Annotated in this window: 14 protein-coding genes and 3 pseudogenes; 9 read left to right on the top strand and 8 right to left on the bottom strand. The window is 40.1% G+C overall.

What is annotated here, in order from left to right; all coding sequences use genetic code 11:
• Positions 1 to 56: 56 nt before the first annotated feature.
• The 3 genes from NXX38_RS26350 to NXX38_RS26340 form a co-directional block, all read right to left on the bottom strand.
• Positions 57 to 2924: a glycoside hydrolase family 2 TIM barrel-domain containing protein gene (locus NXX38_RS26350; protein WP_148365191.1), complete on the bottom strand. Its 2868-nt coding sequence runs from the start codon at positions 2922 to 2924 to the stop codon at positions 57 to 59.
• An 86-nt stretch (positions 2925 to 3010) separates the two neighbouring features.
• Complete coding sequence (locus NXX38_RS26345; protein WP_258981769.1) at positions 3011 to 7024, bottom strand: two-component regulator propeller domain-containing protein; 4014 nt, start codon at positions 7022 to 7024, stop codon at positions 3011 to 3013.
• A gap of 333 nt (positions 7025 to 7357) precedes the next feature.
• Positions 7358 to 7792 carry a DUF6078 family protein gene (locus NXX38_RS26340; protein WP_074559465.1) on the bottom strand — a complete coding sequence of 145 codons (435 nt, stop codon included), beginning with the start codon at positions 7790 to 7792 and terminating at the stop codon, positions 7358 to 7360.
• 133 nt (positions 7793 to 7925) lie between these two features.
• Between NXX38_RS26340 and NXX38_RS26335 the strand changes: the two are divergent.
• The 3 genes and pseudogenes from NXX38_RS26335 to NXX38_RS26325 form a co-directional block, all read left to right on the top strand.
• Positions 7926 to 8165 (top strand): annotated as a pseudogene (locus NXX38_RS26335) (hypothetical protein); the annotation flags it as partial.
• A gap of 126 nt (positions 8166 to 8291) precedes the next feature.
• Positions 8292 to 8621, top strand: a complete 330-nt coding sequence (locus NXX38_RS26330) for a helix-turn-helix domain-containing protein (RefSeq protein WP_074559463.1) — start codon at positions 8292 to 8294, stop codon at positions 8619 to 8621.
• Positions 8622 to 8654: 33 nt separating this feature from the next.
• Positions 8655 to 9894, top strand: a pseudogene (locus tag NXX38_RS26325) (type II toxin-antitoxin system HipA family toxin).
• A gap of 21 nt (positions 9895 to 9915) precedes the next feature.
• Here the strand turns inward: NXX38_RS26325 and NXX38_RS26320 are convergent.
• A pseudogene (locus NXX38_RS26320) lies at positions 9916 to 10029 on the bottom strand (LD-carboxypeptidase); the annotation flags it as partial.
• A gap of 462 nt (positions 10030 to 10491) precedes the next feature.
• Here NXX38_RS26320 and NXX38_RS26315 point away from each other — a divergent pair.
• Positions 10492 to 11283, top strand: coding sequence for a hypothetical protein (locus NXX38_RS26315; RefSeq protein WP_148365188.1), 792 nt, complete (start codon positions 10492 to 10494; stop codon positions 11281 to 11283).
• A 119-nt stretch (positions 11284 to 11402) separates the two neighbouring features.
• Here NXX38_RS26315 and NXX38_RS26310 read toward each other — a convergent pair whose 3' ends face one another.
• Positions 11403 to 12131, bottom strand: a complete 729-nt coding sequence (locus NXX38_RS26310; protein ID WP_258981765.1) for a GntR family transcriptional regulator — start codon at positions 12129 to 12131, stop codon at positions 11403 to 11405.
• A 142-nt stretch (positions 12132 to 12273) separates the two neighbouring features.
• Between NXX38_RS26310 and NXX38_RS26305 the strand changes: the two genes are divergently transcribed.
• The 5 genes from NXX38_RS26305 (at position 12274) to NXX38_RS26285 (ending at position 19527) form a co-directional block, all read left to right on the top strand.
• Positions 12274 to 14004 (top strand): class I mannose-6-phosphate isomerase, encoded by a 1731-nt coding sequence (locus tag NXX38_RS26305; RefSeq protein WP_258981763.1) that lies wholly within the window; start codon positions 12274 to 12276, stop codon positions 14002 to 14004.
• A gap of 37 nt (positions 14005 to 14041) precedes the next feature.
• The gene (locus NXX38_RS26300; protein ID WP_258981761.1) at positions 14042 to 15142 is read left to right on the top strand and encodes an ROK family protein; all 1101 of its coding nucleotides are present in this window, start codon (positions 14042 to 14044) and stop codon (positions 15140 to 15142) included.
• Between the two features lie 92 nt (positions 15143 to 15234).
• On the top strand, positions 15235 to 15621 hold the full coding sequence (locus NXX38_RS26295; RefSeq protein ID WP_258981759.1) for a polysaccharide lyase family protein: 387 nt from the start codon (positions 15235 to 15237) through the stop codon (positions 15619 to 15621).
• A gap of 40 nt (positions 15622 to 15661) precedes the next feature.
• On the top strand, positions 15662 to 18361 hold the full coding sequence (locus NXX38_RS26290; protein WP_258981757.1) for a GH92 family glycosyl hydrolase: 2700 nt from the start codon (positions 15662 to 15664) through the stop codon (positions 18359 to 18361).
• The gene (locus NXX38_RS26285; RefSeq protein ID WP_258981755.1) at positions 18358 to 19527 is read left to right on the top strand and encodes a sugar MFS transporter; all 1170 of its coding nucleotides are present in this window, start codon (positions 18358 to 18360) and stop codon (positions 19525 to 19527) included. The genes NXX38_RS26290 and NXX38_RS26285 overlap by 4 nt, the downstream gene beginning before the upstream one ends.
• A gap of 2 nt (positions 19528 to 19529) precedes the next feature.
• Here NXX38_RS26285 and NXX38_RS26280 read toward each other — a convergent pair whose 3' ends face one another.
• The 3 genes from NXX38_RS26280 to NXX38_RS26270 all read right to left on the bottom strand — a co-directional run bounded on the left by NXX38_RS26280 (position 19530) and on the right by NXX38_RS26270 (position 23314).
• On the bottom strand, positions 19530 to 20108 hold the full coding sequence (locus NXX38_RS26280; protein ID WP_074637578.1) for a Crp/Fnr family transcriptional regulator: 579 nt from the start codon (positions 20106 to 20108) through the stop codon (positions 19530 to 19532).
• Positions 20109 to 20121: 13 nt separating this feature from the next.
• The gene (locus tag NXX38_RS26275) at positions 20122 to 21477 is read right to left on the bottom strand and encodes an MATE family efflux transporter (RefSeq protein ID WP_258981752.1); all 1356 of its coding nucleotides are present in this window, start codon (positions 21475 to 21477) and stop codon (positions 20122 to 20124) included.
• A 151-nt stretch (positions 21478 to 21628) separates the two neighbouring features.
• Positions 21629 to 23314, bottom strand: a complete 1686-nt coding sequence (locus NXX38_RS26270) for a putative transporter (protein ID WP_217723646.1) — start codon at positions 23312 to 23314, stop codon at positions 21629 to 21631.
• Between the last annotated feature and the right edge of the window lie 54 nt (positions 23315 to 23368).

The raw sequence follows: 23368 nt of genomic DNA, 5'->3' as shown, positions 1-23368 counted from the left end.
TTTGTACATTATAAGATATAAAAATCGTTCTTTTAAGAAGTAACATCGTACGGAAGTTAACTTTTCGATTTGCTTATTATCGTCTTTAACAATATGGTACGCCTGTCTCCTTTCAGCATCACCTTCATACTGTCTTTTAAATGAGAGATATTTGTTCTGATAACCAACTGCTGTTTAGGTTGAATAACATACTCTTTCCATTCTCCTTCTGCAACCGAAAGACTGATATTAAGAGGTTCTTCTACCGGGTTCTCCAATACGGTAATCATAGTCTTCGCTTTTCGGGGAAGTGCCAGATAAAAGTAACCTTCTCCAATAGTGGACGACTTATCGATTATAGGGCTTCCACCACGCGAGAATTTGAATGGGGCCATCGGGCGTCTGCCATAAGGAACGTATTGTACTCCCGGTTTCGAATTCCAGCCTCCGTAGGAACCTGCATACTGATAGCCATATTCGTCAATCTGCACTTTATACTTAGGCAGTTCTTCCTGTCCCTTAGGAATGATAGGAACCGTGTTTACCATCAGGCCGTTGCAGGGAGCATTGACGATTCCTCGTTCGGAGGCATAGTCTCCCCAGATAATGGAATCGTTTACGGCTACATATCGTTCGTGCTTCTTATCGACAGCCATGTATTGAATCATGTTGGACAAAAGTTTGTCAGCTACTGGATCTGTTCCGCAGTGGTCTATCAAGTCAAATCCGGATAAAAGGATGGAACCTTTACCTATAAATATTTCGGATAATGCCGTAGCAGCCAGAGCACGGCTATAATTGGCAAGAACAGCTACATCCTTCATGGAGGGTGATTGCAGGTCATAACCGGCTTTTACAGGGTAGATGGCCGGAAAACCATTCTTCGACTCATCATAGGATGTATAGTCAGACCATAGCCTGAACATACGGGGATTTAATCCTTTGAAAATCGGATGATAGGGACGTTCCAGGTTAATATTCATTCCGTCTTTATATGCCAGAGAAGGTGACAGATAGACCGGGTCGTTATTACTGTGCTGCAGAAATTCAATCTTTATAGGTGACCAGGATTGGTTGAAGTCTGTTTTATCCTGCTCCAGACAAATTATGCGGCCACCCTTATTGATATATGCTTTCAGTTCTCCGGTCTGCCTGTCAAGATTATCATTCCATGAGTTTTTGCCGATGACAAGCGTGGAGTTTTGGGTGAGTTCTGTTATTGAACGTACTGGTTTCACCGAATATCCGTTTCTTTTCAAACAATTCAAAGTCTGTTGTTCCGGTGTGGTGTCATATACGGAAATCGTAGCTGTTGCATCAACTGCGCTGTTCCAGTCCTTTCCGGCTATAAATAATTCGCTTTCATTATATGACACTTTTTTGCCTTTGGAATAAATCTCTCCTTTTAATAAATAATCTCCCGTAAGCAAATTGGGGGGGATATTGATAGTCAGAGGCAATTTACCGGTTCCGTAATAAGGTACAAACGGAAATTCATTTTCTCCCGATATCACTTTCCTGCCTTCCTGTTCAATCCACCAATGCAGGCGGACATCACTCAATGCATTGCAGTAATCGTCATCATTTACCACATGAGCCACCACTGAAAGTTTGTTTCCTGCATATATCTGTGATTGCCAGTTTTCCCAGCTCAATAATATGGGCTGATAACTAAGTTGATATTGTCCGGCAACCGGTTTTGGCTTCATTTCGGCAAAAGATTTCACTCCATCCCAATTATGAAATACAATTGTGAAGGGCATGGTGCCTGCCAGACAATCGTTTTGGCTTCTCAAACGCCGGAATAGTTCCGTGGCATTTTTTAGGACAAACGCCTGATAGGCCATGGCTGCTTCTGCCTGTTCCGTATCAGGCAAATGCCCTGTCCAGCATTTTTGAGAACCGGGTTGTTTGGTTCTTGAACAAAGGTTAAAGCGTCCGTCTATACCGGTATAATTGCCAACACATTCCGTAAAGGTGATCGGCTGTACTTTGCCCGGATTCTGCCACATATCCTTATCGCGCATATTCAGGTAAGTAAGAAAAGAGTTGTAATACCATCCCCAATATCTGTGCACGTCATAAATGTCTGCAGATTTCCCCAGACCATAGCCTGCATTACATATATACAGGCGGGTATTATCCCATTTTTTGAGTTCCTGATACATTCGGGTGAGAAAATCTCTGTATAAATCACCCGCCTTTCCTTCGTAAGGCATTTCGTTGGATAAGATATAAATCACAACAGAAGGATGGGAGGCGAACGGGCCTAAATCTATTTCCTTATAAGTTTTGAGCGATAGTTCAAAATCTTTCGGAGGAGCTGTTTGGGTTGCATGTTTGGGGCGACCGTACCGGCCGGCGAATATCATCATTCCTTCTTCGTCGCATACGTCCATCCAATTTTGGTTATCAGGGATACGGATGATATTTATATGGAGGCTTTTCATATATCGCACATAGTCACGGGCAAACTCTTTACTTTGTTCCAGTTGTTCCGGTATGCCACGTTCCGGTGGATTTATGGCATTGCCTCTCAGGTAGATCGGGTTGTCATTTAAATAGAAGATGCCGTTATGCATCTCGAACTTTCTGAATCCGATTTTCTTCTGAAAAGTCTGCTCCCCGGCTTTTAGTGTCAGATCATAGAGTACAGGTGAAACCGGACTCCACAATTTAGGAGTCAGTTGGCCTGTCTCCAGTACTACTGTCGTATCGGTTTTATGAGTAAAGAGATATTCTTTGGAAAAGCTGCATAGTTTCTCTTTATTCTGTGAACCGACAATGGTAGCATCAAATAATAACCGTTCACCTGCCTCTGCTGATAATGCTACTTCTATCTTGACACTCTTATCAGAGGTGACAGGAGTTATTCTTTGAATATTGGCTGCTGTCAATAATAATGGGAATAACAGGCCAAAAGCACCTAATAGCTTTGTTTTCATAGTATGATTATTGTATTTAAAATGGATAATAAATTTATTCCACGTATTGATAAATTCAGATAAAGCACCGCTAATCTGGAAAGTGCTTATTCGGGAGTCTTTTTTTCTTCTCCTTTCTGGAACTGCGCCGGTGTCATTCCAAACAATTCCCTGAATCGTTTAATGAAATAGCTTGGAGAGTTGAAACCTACTTCATAAGCTATTTCTGAAATTGTTTTAGTGTCAGACTGGATCAGCAGCATTTGTGCTTTTTTCAGTCTGACGTTCAAAATAAAATCATTCGGTGTCTGTCCTGTTATTCCTTTCAGTTTCAGGAATAACTTAGTGCGTCCGATGTTTAAAGCCTGTGCAAACATATTCACGTCAAAATCGGGATTATCGATGTTCTGTTCGATACAGGTCACACATTGTTCCATAAATTGCTGGTCTGCCCCATTGGTTGCCAGAATATCTATATTATTATCCATTTGTTTAGCATATTTTTTCTGTAACAGCTTTCTGCCGTTCACCAAGTTATTACAACGCATAAACAAATGTTTCACATTAAAAGGTTTGGTGATATAGTCATCCGCCCCCATTTTTAACCCTTGTATAGTAAATTCTTCCGCAGTCTGTGCTGTGAGCAGTATTACAGGAATGTGTGACGTTTCAAAATTACTCTTAATCATCCGGCACATTTCTATACCGGACATTTTGGGCATCATGATGTCACTAAGCACAATATCGGGTTGCACTTCTTTGGTTTTTTCAAAACCTTCTTCACCGTCTTGTGCTTCATAAACCGAATATACTTTGGAGAATAACCGTACTAGCAGTTCTCTTAACTCTTCGTTATCTTCGACAATCAGTATTTTATTCGACGGTTCTTCCTTACTGTCGGAGTTGTCGTCATCCGGCAGTTCCTCCGGCATCTTTTCATCATCCATCTTCAGTAACGAGATGCAGTATGAATCAATATCAGGAGTCTCTATCTTCTGTGAAGCCGATATGTGGCTGTCTCCCAAAGGCAACTCGACGACAAATGTCGTTCCTTTTCCCTCCCGGCTTCGGGCGCCGATTTTACCTTGGTGAGCTTCGATAATACTTTTTGCAAGAGCCAGCCCGATGCCCGTACCTTTCTGGTTATCCAAGCTGTCGACTTGATAGAAGCGGTCGAATATCTTGTCCAAATTTTCCTCGGCAATGCCGATTCCCGTATCTGAAATAAGTATCATAACGCTGTTTTCATACTCTTGTACTGACAACGAAACCGTACCTCCGATAGGTGTATATTTAAAGGCATTGGACAATAAATTATAAATAACCTTTTCCAGTTGCACCACATCAAACCATACATCTAATGAACGGTCTTTGTTGAAGTATTCGAAAATAATCTGTTTGCCTCTGGCATATTCCTTGAAGGATAGATAAATTTCATCCAGAAACGAATAGATATTCTGTTTGCTATATTTAAACTTTTCGAATCCCTGCTCTTGTTTCCTGAAGTCAAGCAATTCGGTTATCAAACGTTTCATGCGCAGTGTGTTTCTATGGATGCCTATCAGTCTGCCATATACTAGCGGTTGAATATCATTCCGTTCCATCAACATTTCCAGCTGACTCACAATCAGAGTAAGCGGAGTACGGAATTCATGTGATATATTAGTGAAAAATCGGAGTTTGGACTGGTTCAATTCTTCTATCTGCTTTTTTTCTTTCTTCTCATATTCAAGTGAGGCCCTCAATTTCAACTTGGAAGAGTAGAAACTCACTATTATATAGAGAGAAATAATCATGATAACGACATAAGAGCAGTACGCCCATGTCGATTTATAGAAAGGCGGTTTTACAATAATGTCTATTTCTTTGCAAATGCTTTCCCTTCCGGAATATTCTTCGGAGCTTTTTATCATTAGCTTGTAGTTACCCGGATTCAGGTTCGTATAAGTGATACCTTTGCGATAACCGGCACTCATCCATTCTTTATCAAAGCCCTCCAGTTTATAGTAAATCCGATTTCTTAGTACTGATACATAATTTGATAATGAGAAATTAACAGTGAGTATGGAATGGTTGTGGTTCAGAGTGATTTGCGGTTGATATAAGATAGACTCGGAAAGGATACCGGAACCATCATTAGGCAATATGAGTTTATTGTTCACCTCCAATGAAGTAAAGTTCAGTTGATAAGGTTTAACGTAAGAATTCAGTTCCTTTTCAAAGAAAGATATCATCATCTTAGGACCGGATAGGAAGATCTCATTATCATGGGCAACAAACAATCCGTAAGGATTCAACGCTGTCATCGGGAAACCATTTTGTTTGTTATAGTTATAAAACCGCTCGTTTTCCATGTCAAAACGAGAAAAGCCCTGGTTGCTTGCTATCAGAAGGTAACCGGAAAGAGATTCGTTTATATCCAGGATATAATCGTTAATCAAGTCTGAATTTTGTGAGTTAAACGACTTGAATGTATTAGTATCAGGTTGGTATAGAAATATCCCGTCTCCGGAAGAACCTGCCCATATGTTTCCTTTTTTATCTTCAAAGAGTACATTTATAAGGTTGCTTCCTATGACTCTTCCGGAGGTGTTGGGAACAAAGTATTCATCCCGTTTATGGGTTTCAATATTATACTTTACCAGCCCCCGGTAATAGGAAAACCATAGATTGTCATGCTTGTCGAGATGCATATCGATGATCTGCCTGTTGTTGAGTTTGCTGTCCATTAATAGTTTGGTACATTCTCCGGTTTGCGGATTAAATAAACCGATACCGTCGTGGGTGGCCAGCAACAAGTTTCCTTTATACGGAATAATTTTCCGGACTATATCGTTAATCAATGTATTCTCCTTGCCGGGAATATGTCTGTAGTTGGTGAATTTCTGTGTTTTCAAATTTAGCTTATCCAATCCTCCCTTTAGCGTTCCTATCCATAGGAGCTGGTTCTTCTCATCCAGATATAGAGCTTGGATTGCATTGGATGTAAGAGAATTACTATTATTACTATGTTTATATTCGATGAAGTTTTTTGTTTTTCTATCGAGATAATTCACTCCTCCGCCTTCTGTTGCGATCCAAATGCCGCCTTTGGAGTCTTCTTTCATTCTTCCGGCGAAAGGAGAAGTCAATTTTCCTTTCTGCGATTCATCCGGATAATAATAGGTATAGATTTCATAATCCGGATTAAATAGGTTGATTCCTCCATAGTAGGTACCTATCCAGAAGGTCCCCTGCTGATCTTTCATCATACAAATGATAGAAGAGTTGCTTAGGCTATAAGGCTTGTTGTCTTCACTGTAATGAGTAATATTGGTGGAGACATCCAGCTTGTCCAGCCCTTTAAAAGTGCCTATCCAATAATTCCCCCAGCTGTCTTCCATAATGCAACGGATATAATTACTGGAAAGCCTGTTTTTATAAGGTCCGTCCTTGTAGTTGGTTTGTACACCGTTTCTGTCTAGCCGGAAAAGTCCGTCATCCTTAGTCCCTATCCAGATGTTTTTCTTGGAATCTTCATAAATACAGGTTATATCTTTATCGGGAAGATAATTAAGCCATTTCTTGTTGCTGTCTATCATGTACAAGCCTTTATTCATGGTTCCTACATACAGGTTGCCTTCATGATCTTCAGTGACGCATGATATGCGCACATCGTCCAGATTGTAATAATATTCCAGTTTATCTTCCGCACAATTATATGTAAATAATGAGTCTCTGGTACAAACCCATAAACGTGTGTTGCCATACGTGATAGCCTGAACATTATTATTGCGGATAGTATGGAAAACATTTTTCCTGATATCATATTTCACCACTGCATACTTGCAACGGATATAGATGTGGCCGTTTTTATCACCACAGATAGTGCCTATATTATTATTGTACAAACTGTTCTTATCGTTCTCTATCGGACGGAAAACATGGAAGTCAGTGCCGTTATATCGGTTCAGGCCATCTTTGGTTCCTATCCAGATGATACCGAATTCATCTTGATAAATAGATGTTACTGTAGGTTGTGAAATACCATTTTCTACTCCGAGCGCTTGAAAGTGAATATTTTGTCCAAACGAAAGAGTAGAAATAAATAATAAAAGAAATGGGATATACTTCTTATACATACAATGGACTCCTTTAATACAAAACAAACTTATGAATTATTTTTGGAGTATACCAAGTAAAACGGCTTGTTTAACTAATGCAATCTTCCTGAAATAATTGGTTGGCAACAAAGGTAATTGCAGGCAGTTATTATCAATATAAGAATAGGACGATTATATATCAATATTGTACGCGGCTGGTGAATTCTCAACGATACTCATCCCTATGAGAAAAAATACTCATACCTATGAGAATATATTCCCATTAGTATGAGTATTTTTTCTCATAGGGTGAGTATTATCCCTTGTCAGAATATTCGGAAACGCCACTTTATAGCCTTTCTGATAAAGGTTTTACCAATCGAATAAATCGATATATTGGTCGAATTCTGGTTTATTTTCGATACCATGTTTTAGAAAGACAGCGACAATCTGCTTTTGTTCGTCAGGATGTAGCATTCGTTCTTTGTTGCGGATGCGGTAAAACATACTGCGCCCCATCAAAGAATATAATTCTTTGCGGATGGTGACAGCCGTAGAATAGGGGAGGTTGTCCAATATGTGGTCTATTCCGCATGCAAAGCGTGAAGTGCAGTATGGTTTGAAAAAGTTGCAGTTGTCTTCGTTTCCTATTATATGGTTGGGATTGACTGTCCGGAAATCAGGAACGTTTTGCGGTATACAGAGCGTAGCTTGATAGCGTAGGCATTTATTACGGCGCGGACATTTGCTGTGGGTGCAGTATAAATAATTCTTTGGGACGTCGTTAAAGTCAATTTTTGGGTTCATGATTTTTATATCTTATCAATGATACAAATATAGGTGTTTTTTATCCTGTAGACAAGATAAAAATGCTATTGTTTTATCTTGTGAATGGGATGAGGCGATAAATAGTCAATTCTATTTGTTTCAAAAGTAGCCTATTTTTACAGGAGAATCAATAGAGAAAGTAGCTGGTCGGCATCGAATTACCTATGGAAAGACATTGCAAATTTATAACTCTATACTTAAAGGGGTGAAGCTGAAGAAAGATATATTGGCTACTTATCGAAAGCGTGCTATCAATGCTCATTTATTATCCAAACTTCGGATGATAGGTGTTGTGATGAAAGTCTGGACCGGATTCTTGCCGGACACTCTATTGATAAGTCTAATAATAAATGATAGATGAAATAATAGAGAGAATCCAGTAATATTTAATATAGAATAATCCAATCTTTTTCTTATCAACCAATCATATAATAAATAATAAATCTTATCTTTGTATATTATATGATAGATTACGATTATGACAAAGAGTACGATGGGAACTAAACTTCCCCGCAAGTTGATTTCGAAAATGCAGATTGTAGGCGAACAAATAAAATTGGCTCGTTTGAGACGGAATTTGAGTATTGCGCAGGTAGCAGAACGCGCTACTTGTTCGGAACTTACGGTCTCACGGGTGGAAAAGGGGTTGCCTACTGTTTCTATTGGTATTTATTTGAGAGTACTCTATGCTTTGCAGCTGGATGGTGATATTCTTTTATTGGCAAAAGAGGATAAAATGGGCAAAGCATTGCAGGACTTGAGCTTGAAGCAACGGGAGAGAGCGTCTAAAAAGAAAACTAGTCAATGAAAAAGATAGGAAGTATATGCCGATTTTGATTGGCTGAAAGATATAGGAATTGATTGGTGAATTGAGCTATGAAGTGCTTCGTGGTTCAGAAACGTATGGATTTCAGTTTAGTAATGATTGGCTGAAAAAATATGGGGACTTGTTTTTAAGTGAAGATTTGAATAACTATCCCGGAATACAATATACCCAACAAGGCAAAGGTATCTTTGGATGTTTTTCTGATGCTTTACCCGATCGCTGGGGACGAGCTTTACTGAACAGACGTGAGCAGTTGTTGGCAGCAGAAGAAAAACGTGCTGTACGTCGACTGACTTCATTTGATTATCTAGTGGGCATTGATGACTTTTCTCGGATGGGTGGTTTTCGTTTTAAAGAGAATCCTAACGGTGATTTTATCAATATCTGTAATAAATTGCGAATACCTCCACTTACGGCTGTCCGGGAACTGATGTATGCCAGTCAGGAGATTGAGAAAAGTGAAGAACAGAATCTTTTGCCAGATAAAAAATGGCTGATTCAGCTAATTCAACCCGGTACCTCTCTTGGAGGTGCACGGCCAAAAGCGAGTGTGACTGATGAACAGGAAATATTGTATATCGCTAAATTTCCATCCCGGAAAGATGATTATGATGTCGGTCTATGGGAACATTTTTGTCATCTTCTGGCAGCGAAAGCTGGAATCAGGGTAGCTTCAACCGGAGTACTTGCTACAGAAAGTAAATATCATACCTTTTTATCCAAGCGGTTTGATCGGAGAGATGATGGAAAGCGCATTCATTTTGCTTCCGCTATGACTCTGCTTGGATTGATGGATGGAGCTAATGCTGGTACAGGGAATGGTTATCTGGATATTGTTGACTTTATGATACAGGGTTGTACGAATGTAGAAGTTAATCTTCAAGAGCTTTATCGTAGAGTAGCATTCAATATCTGTGTGGGTAATACGGATGATCATTTTCGTAATCATGGCTTTCTATTAACTCCCAAAGGGTGGACTCTTTCTCCGGCGTATGATATGAACCCGACTTTGAATGAACAGCAAAGTTTGCTAATCTCCAGTTCTTCTTGTGAGTCGGATTTGACGATTTTGTTGGATGCTTGTGAGGATTATATGCTTAGCAAAGACATGGCTGTAAAAATAATTTCCGAAGTAGTTGACACTATGAAAGGTTGGCGTCAATTGGCTATGAGGCTCCAAATTTCGAAGCGTGAGATAGATTTATTTGCCCACCGTTTTGATAGATACAGTTCCTTTGTTTTCTCTGCTGTTTGAATGGGCTGTAGTGTTATCAGGACAATAAAATTCAACCTCCTTTTCCCTGATGGTAAATTCTACTCTCGCTCCATTAATGAGCGGCAGGTTATGAGTCACGTGTCCTACCGGAAAATTGAAATAGACCGGATGATCTCTTCTGCAATAATACACGAAAAAAAATGATGCCGGATATGTTTCCTCATTAAAACAGGATTGTGTAAACTTTAAAACGATTCGAATAACCGGCTTTTTTTAATACAATATTCTGTCTTTGATTTTCACTAAACATTTGCGGCTTTCTTTTGTTGTTTTCCGAAAAGTATTTGTACCTTTGTCATTGGAACGTAGCATGCCTTTGTGGTGTGCGATTGTGCGTTTCCTCGGCTAACAGGAAATTGTAACGGATTTTTTAACTCACGCCGGGAAGACGCCTGTACTTCTATGACTTCTCATAGGGTACGGGCTGTCTGCCCGTGTGCGTTGGGTAGCCGTTACTACCTCCTGTTAGCGGGATTGTGACAGCTCCGTACTTTTTTATAATAAAAGGTACGGAACTAGTTAATATTATTAATCTAGTTCCGTTTTTTTATGGCAAATTGGCTCACAACAAAACAGATGTCCGAAAGACACGACATCCAAGAGGCTATTTTAAAGAATTGGGCAAATCTTGGATACATTACGAGTTCCCGAATCAACGATCAGTTGTTTTTGGATGATGAGAGTTTGGATGCTTATCTGGAAGCTCACAAAAGACTTGGTTTAGAAGCAGATTACCTTTCTAAAATCGTAGAAGAAAAGAAATTGGAACGTGACTTTATCATTTCCAGATACGATGATCTACTATATGTATTGAGAACACAGAAGACCTGTAAACCGCTATATGAAATAATCATTCGTGAACTGGCAGCATTGATTCTTCACCCTGTTGCCCGCAATATTTTCTATTCTATTTCTACAGGAGAATCAGTAGAAAAAGTGGCTGGTCGGCATCGAATTACCTATCAAAAGACATTGCAAATTTATAACTCTATACTTAAAGGATTGAAACTGAAGAAAGATATATTGGCTACTTATCGAAAACGTGCTATCAATGCTCGTTTTTTATCTTTGGCAGACAATAATAAGAATATAAATGTTGAGCAGGAAGAGTGGATACTTCAATTACCCGTTTGCAAAGTAGCTGATACCCGGTTGGGTAATGTTTTGTATAATCAAGATGTTCGAACGGTAAAAGATTTACTGGAAATCGTATCGGGAAGAGGTTGGAAAAGTCTGTTAAGAATAGAAGGAGTAGGAAAAACTTCCTACTATCATTTATTATCCAAACTTCAGATGATAGGTGTTGTGGATGAAAGTCTGGACAGGATTCTTGCCGGGCGCTCTATTGGTAAGTTTAATAATAAATGATAGATGATGGATAAAGCATAATGCAAAGAAATGGAATGCAAAAAGACTATTTTAAAAGAAGATAAGAGTTCCGGTCTTTAAAATATTCTTTCTATGTTGTGTATGTATGAACATACTCTTCATCTTTCCGCCTCTATTGTATAAGTAAAACTGTCTGCGCGGTAGTATCCGATGTTGTATTCAATCGGCATTCCGTTCACATCATAAACAAATCTTTTCCTTATTAATATAGGATCGCTGGATTTTATTTCCAGCTTTTCTGCGATAAATTCCCCTGCAAGTCTGGCTGAAATCTCCTCTTTGCTGGTTTTTACCACTATATTATATTGAGTTTCCAGCATTTCGTATAATGGGCGTGTGTAGTCTTCTTCTCCAGTCAATGGAATGTTAGGGTTGAAATAAGAGATAAAGTAGACAAACGGGTATTCCTTTTTTCCTCTGACGCGCTCCATTACTACGCAGCGGGCATCAGGATTAGAACCTAAATTAAAGAATATGCCGATTTCTTCAGTCGGACGTTTCAAGCTGATATGTAGTTCGAAATTACGTATTTCGATACCTAACATCTTCATTTCCTGCGAGAAACTAAGCCAGTTCTTTACTCCGCCTACGATACCTTTCTTTACCACCTTCGTTCCGTATCCTTTCTTTCGTACCAGAAGTCCCTCAAACACGAGTTTGTTGATAGCTTGTCTTAATGTGTTCCTTGAAATATGTAATTGTTCAGACAATTCGACTTCGTTAGGAAATAGCTTTCCGTTTTTGTACTCTTCAGATTCTATGAGCCTTCTAAGTATCTCTTCTGCCTGAATGTGGAGGGGTTTATCGCTGCTATGGTCTATTTTCATATCTATCCGGATTGGTTTATTTCCAGCAAATATAAGATTTATCAAAAAATAATCCAAGTTTTGTTTGGAATAAAAATAAAATCTATAAATTTGCACAATTTAAAATATGTATGAACATATAAGATTGAAAACAACTATAAATATGAGAAAAGCTAATTATGATAAATTTCCTTCAACGAAGTTGACGGGGATGCTTGTTCAGGGTTGGGATGCTGTCATTTCTGTGTTAAAAAAGCGAATGGATACAAAAAAAGTGCTGGCAGTGGATTTATATACTGGAGTATATGAAGAAGAAGTGCTGGATGCTTTTTCAAAAGAATTCTCCGGAAAGGTGATGAATGTACGTGATTTGATGAAACCGGAACAAGAGATCCAAACTTTGACGGAACGCTTCATGACAGAAGATGTGTTGTTTGGCTATGTGACCAATTTGAAACTGGAAGATTATTTGGATGCGGATAAATTGGCTGCTGCCCAAAAGCAAATTAGTGAAGCGGAGGATACTATTGTAATAATAGGTACGGGAGCTGCCATGGTGGCTCCGCAGGATGCGATGATTGTATATGCGGATATGGCACGTTGGGAAATTCAACAACGTTTCCGTCGGCATGAGGTAAAAGCTTTAGGGATAGACAATCGGAAAGATGCCGTTTCTTTGCAATACAAGAGAGGCTATTTCAATGATTGGAGAGTATGTGATAGGTATAAGGAAAGATTGTTTGACAGGGTAGAATTCTGGATTGACACCCATGTGGCCGGAACACCGAAGATGATTGATAAGGATACTTTCTTTAAAGGGGTAGAGGCAACGGTGAACACGCCGTTCCGGGTAGTTCCTTTCTTCGATCCGGCTCCCTGGGGTGGTCAATGGATGAAAGAAGTTTGCGATTTGGATCGTGAACGCGAAAATTTTGGTTGGTGCTTTGACTGTGTGCCCGAAGAAAACAGCCTCTATTTTGAGGTGAACGGAGTGCGCTTCGAACTTCCTTCGGTCGATTTGGTGTTGCTGAAAAGTAAAGAGTTGCTTGGCGAACCGGTGGAAGCACGCTTTGGAAAAGACTTCCCCATCCGTTTCGACTTTTTGGATACGATAGGTGGAGGTAATTTGAGTTTGCAGGTGCATCCTACCACTCAATTTATCCGTGATAGTTTCGGTATGTATTATACACAGGATGAAAGCTACTACATGGTAGATGCGGAAGAAGATGCCGTAGTTTATCTGGGAGTGAAAACGGGTGTTGATAAAGAAGCGATGATCAACGATTTGCGTAAGGCACAAAAAGGTGAATTGGTGTTCGACGCAGAAAAGTATGTCAACAAGATTCCGACAAAGAAACACGATCACTTTCTGATTCCGGGAGGAACGATTCATTGTTCCGGTGCGAATAGCATGGTGCTTGAAATCAGTTCGACTCCGAACCTCTTTACTTTCAAACTATGGGACTGGCAACGTCTGGGACTGGATGGAAAACCACGCCCAATCAATGTGGAACGTGGTAAATGCGTAATCAACTGGAACCGGGATACGGAATATGTAAATGAACATCTTCGCAATCAGTTTAAGGAAGTGGCTTCCGGAGATGGGTGGATGGAGGAACGTACCGGATTGCATCCGAATGAATTTATCGAAACCCGCCGTCACCGTTTCTCGTCACCGGTGCTGCATCACACAAACGACAGTGTAAATGTGCTGAATTTGCTGGAGGGAGAAGAGGCCGTCGTTGAGAGTCCTACTCACGCCTTTGAACCTTTCGTGGTGCATTATGCGGAAACATTTATCATTCCTGCTGCGGTGAAAGAGTACACCATTGCCCCGTATGGTAAATCGGCAGGAAAAGAATGTGTAACGATAAAAGCCTACGTACGCTTTTAATAATGAAATAATTCAATTATCTAATATCTTGAAAACTATGTATGAACATGATGAACGAATCGTAATGACGCTTGATGCGGGAGGCACTAATTTTGTGTTTTCAGCCATACAGGGCTGTAAGCAAATAATATGTCCAGTTTGTAAGGCAGCTGTAACTGACAATTTGGAACGATGTTTGGATGTATTGGTAAAAGGATTTGAGGAGGTGATGAAACGACTGACTCGGAAGCCTGTAGCAATCAGTTTTGCTTTTCCCGGACCGGCAGATTATAAGAATGGTGTTATTGGTGATCTGCCTAACTTTCTAGCTTTTCGGGGTGGTATTGCTTTAGGAGAATATTTAAAACAAAAATTCCATTTACCGGTTTTTATTAACAATGATGGTAATCTTTTTGCTTATGGAGAGGCGCTTGCAGGAGTCTTGCCTGCAATAAATAAAATGTTGGAAACTTCAGGAAGTAAAAAACGATATAGAAATTTGTTGGGTATTACCATAGGTACAGGCTTTGGTGGTGGGGTTGTTATTAATAATGAGTTGTTATCTGGCGATAATGGCTGTGGCGGTGACCTTTGGATATTTAGAAATTATTTTTACGAAGATAAAATAGCGGAAGAGAGTGTCAGTATTCGTGCTGTAAATAGAGTTTATAAAGAAATATCAGGGGATGAAAGATGTCTGACCCCCAAAGATATTTATGAGATTGCTGAAGGAAAAATGATGGGTAATCAGGTAGCGGCCATTGGTAGTTTTTCTTCTCTGGGAAAGGCTGCAGGAGATGCGGTTGCCTATGCTTTAACGGTTATTGATGGAATAGTTGTGATTGGTGGGGGGCTTTCCGGAGCCTCTAAATATATAATGCCTTCATTTCTGGAAGTGTTGAGAGGTAAACTTACTACTTTTTCTGGTCGTTTCTTATCCAGATTACAGATGGAAGTTTTTGATTTGGACGATTCTGAAGATTTGTCCCGTTTTTTATCGCAAAAGTTGACGGAAATTCCAGTTCCGGAATATGGAACTTTGGTATCATGTGATTTGAATAAATATGTAGGAGTAATGAAAACTAAGCTAACTACTAATGTCGCTATTTCTGTAGGAGCCTATGTGTTTGCATTAAATGAATTGGATAAATATTTATAGTATCTATATTAATATGTAATAATCAACAGCTTGAAATATTCACTATCGCGTATTAGGGGCATAAAGAATATATAATTTTAATAATGTGACATATGAAACGACTTTTTTTTTCTTTTTTGTTGATAATTTTTGTAGTCTTATATGTTAGAGCCGATAAAACATTATGGGAAATAGGTGAGAAAAATAACTCTTCGGCTGAATTTGCATTAGGACCTTCAGGATATACAAAATTTCTGGCTAATGATTTCGGATATGAAGATCGTTATTTTTTAATTGGAGGTTCAGATGTAAGTAAGGACTTTCCATATGTGTTACCGGGACCTGCAGATCAGTGGGGAGGTACGGGAGGAACTTCTGGATGGCGGACGCATGATGCGACCATTCTTTTTGATTTGGCAAATGTTCCCAAATCTAAGGATTGGAAATTGGTTGTAGATCTATTGGGGGGCGAGTCCTATAGGGGCAGTGGTAAAGATTAGAATAAACTCTGTTGACAAAAGATTTGTTGTAGACGGGGGAGTGAAAGAAGTTTTAGAAGGTGATTTACGGAATGCTAAAAATAGTGCATTAATATTTCCTATTCCTGCTGATGAATTAAAAAAAGGGGGAAACACTGTTGTTATTTCAGTTTTAGAAGGTGGATGGATTGTATTTGACCAGATACGATTAGTGGGGCCTGAAAAGGCGGGCTTGGGTAAATTAAACAAAAAAGTATTTTTACGTGGTGTTTCTCCAGCTCCTTATGAAATAGAGGAAAATGGACGAAGATATCAGCCTTTGTTAATTGACGCAGAACATTTGGCAGGAAATCCTAAACTAAGGGTAGAATTGGACGGACTAGAAATCTTTTCTGCTGATATGGATACGGCTCGTTATCAATTTGAGGCTCTTATGCCTGCTGTTTATGGACGTCAGAAAAGCATGTATAAAGTTTGGGCTGATAATGATCTGCTATATTCGGATATAGTGGTTCGTAATCCTCAACAATTGCAATCGTGTGCCGATTACGTGGACACAAAGATAGGGACAGGACATTCTCGTTGGATGATTGCTCCGGGACCATGGATGCCTTTTAGTATGGTTAAGCTGAGTCCTGATAATCAAAATGCAGGATGGCAATCAGGCTATCAACCTACTTTTGAAACTATCGGCTGTTTTAGTCATATACATGAATGGACGATGGGAGGGCTTGGCATGATGCCGACAAATGGCGAACTTCAAATAAGGGTAGGGGATGAACTAAGACCGGATGAGGGTTATCGATCTCGTATAGATAAAAAAACAGAAGAGGCACCATTGGGGTATTATAAGGTGTATATGACTGATACGAAGATATGGGTGGAGAATACGGCTACCACTAGGGCATCTTTTCAAAGGTATACTTTCCCTAAAGATAAGGATGGGCGTGTAATGATTGATCTTCAGATTCCTACTGAATATGATTATAAACTGATGGATGTAGAAATAAAAAAAATCAGTGATTATCGAATTGAGGGATACAGTCATCAGTTATCTCCTCGACCTAATGTCTGGAGTGGAGATGCTGATCAGGAATATGTCGTAAATTTTGTCATAGAATTTGATACCCCTATTAAAAATGTAGGAGGATGGGTGGAAGATAAGGTGTTGAATAGGGATCATATTGAAGGCAAAGACTTGAAATATGCTGGTTTGTATGTAGAATTTGATACTAAACAAACACCGGTTGTTCAAGTTCGTACAGGTATTTCTTTGGTTAGTATCGCTAACGCATCGGAAAATCTGGAAGAAGAAATTTCCAGGAAATTTGGTTGGGATTTTGCTTCTATTGTACAAAACCAGAAACAAACATGGAATGAGATTTTGGGTCGTGTACAAATCACTTCCAATGATCGTCTGGAAAAGGTACGCTTTTATACAAATATGTATCGTTCTTATTGTCGGAATATTTGGAGTGATGTGAATGGTGAATGGATGTCGGCAGATAAAAAGGTGCAAAAACTGGCAGATCCGAATCATAGGGCATTAGGTTGTGATGCTTTTTGGAATACATTTTGGAATTTAAATCAAGTGTGGAATTTGGTAACTCCGGAGTGGGCTTCCAGATGGGTTAATTCTCAATTAGCTTTATATGAAACAAATGGATGGTTGGCTAAAGGACCTGCTGGTATGAAGTATATTCCGGTTATGGTAGCCGAACATGAGATTCCGTTGATAGTTTCTACTTATCAGATGGGGATTCGGGATTATGACGTAAATAAGGCTTTTAGGGCTGTAAAGAAGATGCAAACTACTCCTGCTACACATGTTGCTGGCGGATTTGCGGGAAACAGAGATCTTATACCTTATTTACAGTATCATTATGTACCTATTGAGAAAGGGAGATTCTCCAATTCTTTGGAGTACTCTTATGATGATTGGACAGTTGCTCAGTTTGCAAAATCATTAGGAAAATATGAAGATTATAAGATGTTCAGCCAGCGAGGTTCATGGTGGAAAAATGCTATTAATCCAAAAAATGGATATGTTCATATGAGGGATACACTAGGAAATTTTGTAGAAAAATTTGATCCCTTTAGATCTGGATGTAATATACATTATGTGGAAGGAAATGCTTGGCAACTTAGTTTCTTTGTTCCGCAGGATATACCTGGCCTGATTGATATAATTGGGAAAAATAAATTTGTGAATCGGCTGAATTGGGGATTTTCTGCTAGTGAACCATGGCGTTATAATGCTCCTAATGATCAATATTGGGATTTTCCTGTAGTTCAAGGTAATCAGCAGTCTATGCATTTTGCTTTTTTATTTAATTGGGCAGGGCAGCCTTGGTTGACACAGAAATGGGTCCGTTCGGTGATTGATAGATATTATGGTTATGGAATTGCTAATGCATATTTAGGTGATGAAGATCAAGGACAGATGAGTGCATGGTTTGTGATGGCTGCTATAGGTTTGTTCCAGACAGATGGAGGATGTAAAATGGATCCCGTATATGAGATAGCAAGTCCTTTGTATGAAAAAACTGTCATTAAATTGGGAAGACTTTACAATCGGGGGGAACAGTTCATGATTGTTGCTAAAAATGTTTCAAGAAAGAATAAATATATTCAAAGTGCAGTGTTAAACGGGGAGAAACTTGATCATTTTTATTTTCCGGCATCAGAATTACTAAAAGGAGGTGAATTGATATTGGAAATGGGAGATACACCTAATAAAGCTTGGGGAGTCGTTAAATGAAAACACAAAAATCTATATATGCCGCCCTTCCCGTTCTTTTCGGGTTCTTTGTTATGGGCTTCTGTGATATAGTCGGCATTTCTTCCGATTATGTTCAACGTACTTTCAATTGGTCTCCTGCGATGACCGGATTTGTTCCTTCGTTAGTTTTTATCTGGTTCCTGTTTTTGGGTATTCCTATTGGAAATCAGATGAACAAATGGGGGCGTAAGAATACGGTCTTGCTTAGTATGGGAATAACGGTGATAGGTATGCTTCTGCCTTTGGTTATTTATGATAGCATGACTTGTATGATTGCGTATGCGTTGTTAGGTATAGGTAACGCTATTCTGCAAGTTTCACTGAATCCGTTACTGAGTAATGTAGTAACTGGTCAACGATTATTAACCAGTAGTCTGACGGCAGGACAGGTAATCAAAGCAGTATCTTCTCTTGTCGGACCGGAGATTGTATTGCTGGCTGTAGCACACTTTGGAGACGACAAATGGTATTATTGCTTCCCTATATTAGGGTTCATCACGTTATTGTCCGCTGTTTGGCTGATGGCTACTCCTGTTAAACGGGAAGATTCTAGTGCCGCGACCCAACAACTTTCTATCAGTGATACTTTTTCTCTTTTGAAAGATAAAACGATTCTGCTGTTATTTTTGGGTATCTTCTTTATTGTCGGTGTAGATGTTGCTACCAATTTTATCAGCTCCAAACTGATGGCGGAACGATTTGACTGGACGGCAGAACAAGTGAAGTTTGCTCCACAGGTTTATTTCTTAAGCCGTACGGTAGGTGCTTTGCTGGGTGCTTTCTTGTTAGCCCGTATTGCTGAAATGAAATATTTCCGTGTGAATATTATTGCCTGTATGATCTCTTTGCTTATTCTGGCCTTTGTGAAAGATGATATGATAAATCTGATTTGTATCGGTGCTGTCGGTTTTTTTGCTTCATCGGTATTCTCTATCATTTATTCGATGGCTTTACAGGCAAGGCCGGAAAAAGCAAACCAGATTTCAGGGCTGATGATTACTGCTGTTGCCGGAGGTGGAGTAGTTACTCCAGTGATTGGATTTGCGATTGGAACAGTAGGTATTATTGGAGGCGTTTTTGTCACTTTAGCTTGTGTGGGTTATTTGACTTATTGTGCTTTTGGGGTGAAGACCGCGAAAGCATAGTATTATTGCGGAGAAGATGCTATCTTCGCCCGAATCCTACTTAGCGACTGCGGAGTTATCCACAAGTAAGACGCAATATGTTTTAAAGGTACATATTGTAATAATTCCGGAGTCTCTTTGATAAGGTTGAGATAGCGTTCTTTAGCCCGTGGGCTTCCCGAACTGATAAGCCAGTTTTCCTGTTGAAGAAACTGATGATCCATGAGGCGGAGCCCCAAATTAGCGAGTCCGATGGATGAGGCGAATAGCTGATTCAGAGCTGTTCGGGAAATACAATAGGCCACACTGTCACACATGACCTCAATATTTATTAATGAGTAGGCATTATCTACATAACCCCAGACGGAGAAAGCAGCTTCTCCGTCTGAAGCAAACCAGATGGTAGTGTCCACTCCGTCTTTATGATAATAGGCTCGCCATATTCCTGTCTTGATAAAATAAAGATTACAGTTCTTTGTCCCCTCGCGTACTATTAAATCTCTCTTTTTGAAATGCACCTCTTCCATACAGTTCAGTAGAGACTGTACATCGGTTTTTGATACCTTGTATCTATCGCAAAGTTTTTCAATGAATGTTCTCATATTGCAAAGATACTTATCGTCGGCAGACAATGAAACGATCTTTCAAATAAATTCCGAAAATATAGAAAGTGGTTAATAACTCTGCCAATGGTACGGCTAGCCAGATACCCGGTGTACCCAATACCGGAGGGAGCGCAAAGAATCCGATCAACATAAACACTACTCCCCGGAGAAGAGTGATAATTGTTGCCCGCTGACCTCTTTCGACACTCTGGTAATAACCAATGCCAATCATGTTGACGGCAAAGAAGATGAATCCTGCTCCAAAATAAGGAAGCCCGTTTACTGCTATATCGAATGCAGCGTAACTGCGGTCAATGAATAGCGAAACAATGTCACGACAGCATAGTACGGTAAGAATGAAAAAGCTGATACCGCAGATTAAAGCGGTCCGAATGGCGAGATGCAGTGTCTTTCGTACACGTTCGGGCTGTCCGGCTCCGAAGTTATAACTGATAATCGGTTGTGCGGATTGTGCAATGGCATTATAGACCATGAAGATGATGGGGAAGAAGTAACAGGCAATACTGAATGCTGCCACTCCGTCTTCACCGAGATGGTGGATGAAAACGTAGTTCCCCAGAAACATCATACAGGCAATGGAGGCTTCACTGATAAAAGCAGAACTTCCCTGTTTAATCATATAGCCGATGTTGCGAAGAGTCAGTAACAGACTTTTGATACTTAATTTTATCCGGCATAGATGGAGGGTACGAGAGAAACGGAGGAGGTAAATCAGTGTCATCAGCCCTCCTACAACAGTCCCCAGACTGGTGGCAAAAGCTGCTCCCATCATTCCCCAACCAAATTCGAAGATAAATATATAATCCAGTATGATATTGAGTATGGCTGCAACCGCATTACACATCATGGCATAGGTGGGCGAACCATCCAGGCGGATGCAGAACATTCCTATATTTAATACTTCGTAGAATACGAGAAAAGGGATGTACCATGCCATATATTCTATGGCTAACGGTAATAACCGGTCCGAACTACCCAATAATCTGGCTAATGGCTCTATAAAATAAAGACACAGAGCAGACAGGATAAGTATGAGCAATGCGGAAAAAGCAATTGCCTGAGTGATATTAATACTTGCCACTTTGCGTTTTCCCTGAGATAAATGAATGGAAGCCACCACCGAAGCTCCCACTCCGAACATCAGTCCAATCCCTGCTGCAATCATAAAAAGCGGTGCAGTGATATTTACTGCTGCCAGTGCGTCACTGCCAATTCCTTTTCCTACAAATATACCGTCCGTAATAACGAACAGAGCCGAGAATACCATCCCAAGTACTGTAGGAATTAGTAACTTACGGAACAACGTGGAGATGTTCATACTGCCGAAATCAATACTATCTTTCATAACTTTCTACCTTTGTCATTGAAAATGGCGACAAAGGTAGGCTTATGAGAGGAGATAAAAATTACCAAATGGTAATTTTTGCTATATAGTAATAAGATAAGAAGAGGCACTTTGTTGATTCGTATGCTGATATGCAAGAAGTAGGGTATTATTATCCCAACGACAGAATCAATATTTGTGCCGTCAATACTCGCAGAAACATGGTGAGCGGATAGACCGTAGCGTAACCAACGGCAGGAGCATCACAAGAGGTCAGGTCATTGGAGTAAGCCAATGCCGGCGGATTGGTGGTAGAACCTGCCAGAACACCGATAAGCGTGAAATAATTCAGCTTGCAATAATATCGTCCTATCAATCCTGTAATCAGAAGTGGCAGGATGGTTATAATGACTCCGTAGCCTACCCATACATATCCTCCGCCATGAATGACTGTGTCTACAAAGCCTTCGCCTGCTCCCAAACCTACGCAGGCGAGGAAGATGGAAATACCGATTTCACGAAGCATCAGGTTGGCACTCATGGTGGTATAAGTAATCAACTTGTATTTCGGACCGAAACGGCTAATCAGGATAGAAACGATGAGCGGACCGCCTGCCAGTCCTAGTTTCACAGGTTGCGGGATTCCGGGAAATGCGAAAGGAAGACTTCCCAGAATACATCCTAAAGCGATACCTATAAAGATAGGAATCAGGTTCGGGTGATTCAAGCGTTTCATGGAGTTGCCAAGTACTTTCTCTGCATGAGCAACAGCCAGTTCGGAACCTACAATGGTGACACGGTCTCCCATTTGTAACTGTAATTGTGGAGAAGCTACCAAGTCTACTCCCGAACGATTGACGCGGGTGATGTTTGCTCCGAAGTTATTTCTGATTTTAAGTTGTGAGAGTGTTTTCCCGTTCAATTCCGGTTTAGTAATCAGGATACGGCGTGAAATGAGTTCTTTGTTCAGTTGTTCCCATTCCATTTTGATTTCCTTTCCGAAGAATACAGTGATTGCTTCCACGTCAATCGGGGTAGAGATCACTAATATGATATCCCCTACATGTAGGGTTGTCTCGGAATTAACCAATTCGGTTTCTCCACCTTCGCGGTGTTTGATGCGGGAAATGACAAATTTACGGTTCAGTAACGGGCGGAGTTCTTTAATCTTGATACCGTCTACCGATTCGTTTCTCACCTCGATGGAGATAGGGCGTACAGTAAGTTCCTGAAGATGTCCCAGACCGACTTCTGCATCTTTTTCTTCTTGAGCAGTATTGATGCGCAGGAGATATTTCAAAGCAAGCAGTGAGAGGATGATACCTACTACACCCAGCGGATAACTGACAGCATATCCTAAAGCAATTTCGGGAGCGTCTATACCATTCAAATCACTGTTGGCCTGTTGTGCGGCTCCCAGTCCCGGAGTGTTGGTGACGGCTCCGGACAGAATACCTACCATTGTGGTAATCGGAGTTCCGGTGGTGAAGTGCAGGATGATAGTAATGGTTACTCCTAATACTACTACCAGCATGGCCAGCATATTCAAGGTGAAGCCACCCTTTTTGAATGCCGAAAAAAAGCCGGGCCCCACTTGCAGGCCAATTGAGTAAACAAACAGAATCAATCCGAATTCTTTCAGAAAGTGGAGCAGGTGTTCGTCCAGATTCATGTTGAAATGACCGAATACGATTCCGACAAAGAGTATCCAGGTAACTCCCAGAGATACTCCCCGCACTTTGATTTTTGCAAGGATGATTCCAAACGCTATGGTTAGTGACAGAATCAGTACGGAGTGTGCTACTCCGCCGCCCCAAAGATTGGGGTAACCTTCAAATAAATTTCTTAGAACTTCCATTGTGATTATTATATGATGATATTTAGTTTGGCTAAAAAGTACCCCCGGAGAAAT

Origin of the sequence: Bacteroides sp. BFG-637, from assembly GCF_024793605.1 — a bacterium.
Taxonomy (GTDB): Bacteria; Bacteroidota; Bacteroidia; order Bacteroidales; family Bacteroidaceae; genus Bacteroides; species Bacteroides vicugnae.
Note: the sequence above shows the minus strand (reverse complement) of the source record. Positions and strands in the feature narration are given on the sequence as shown.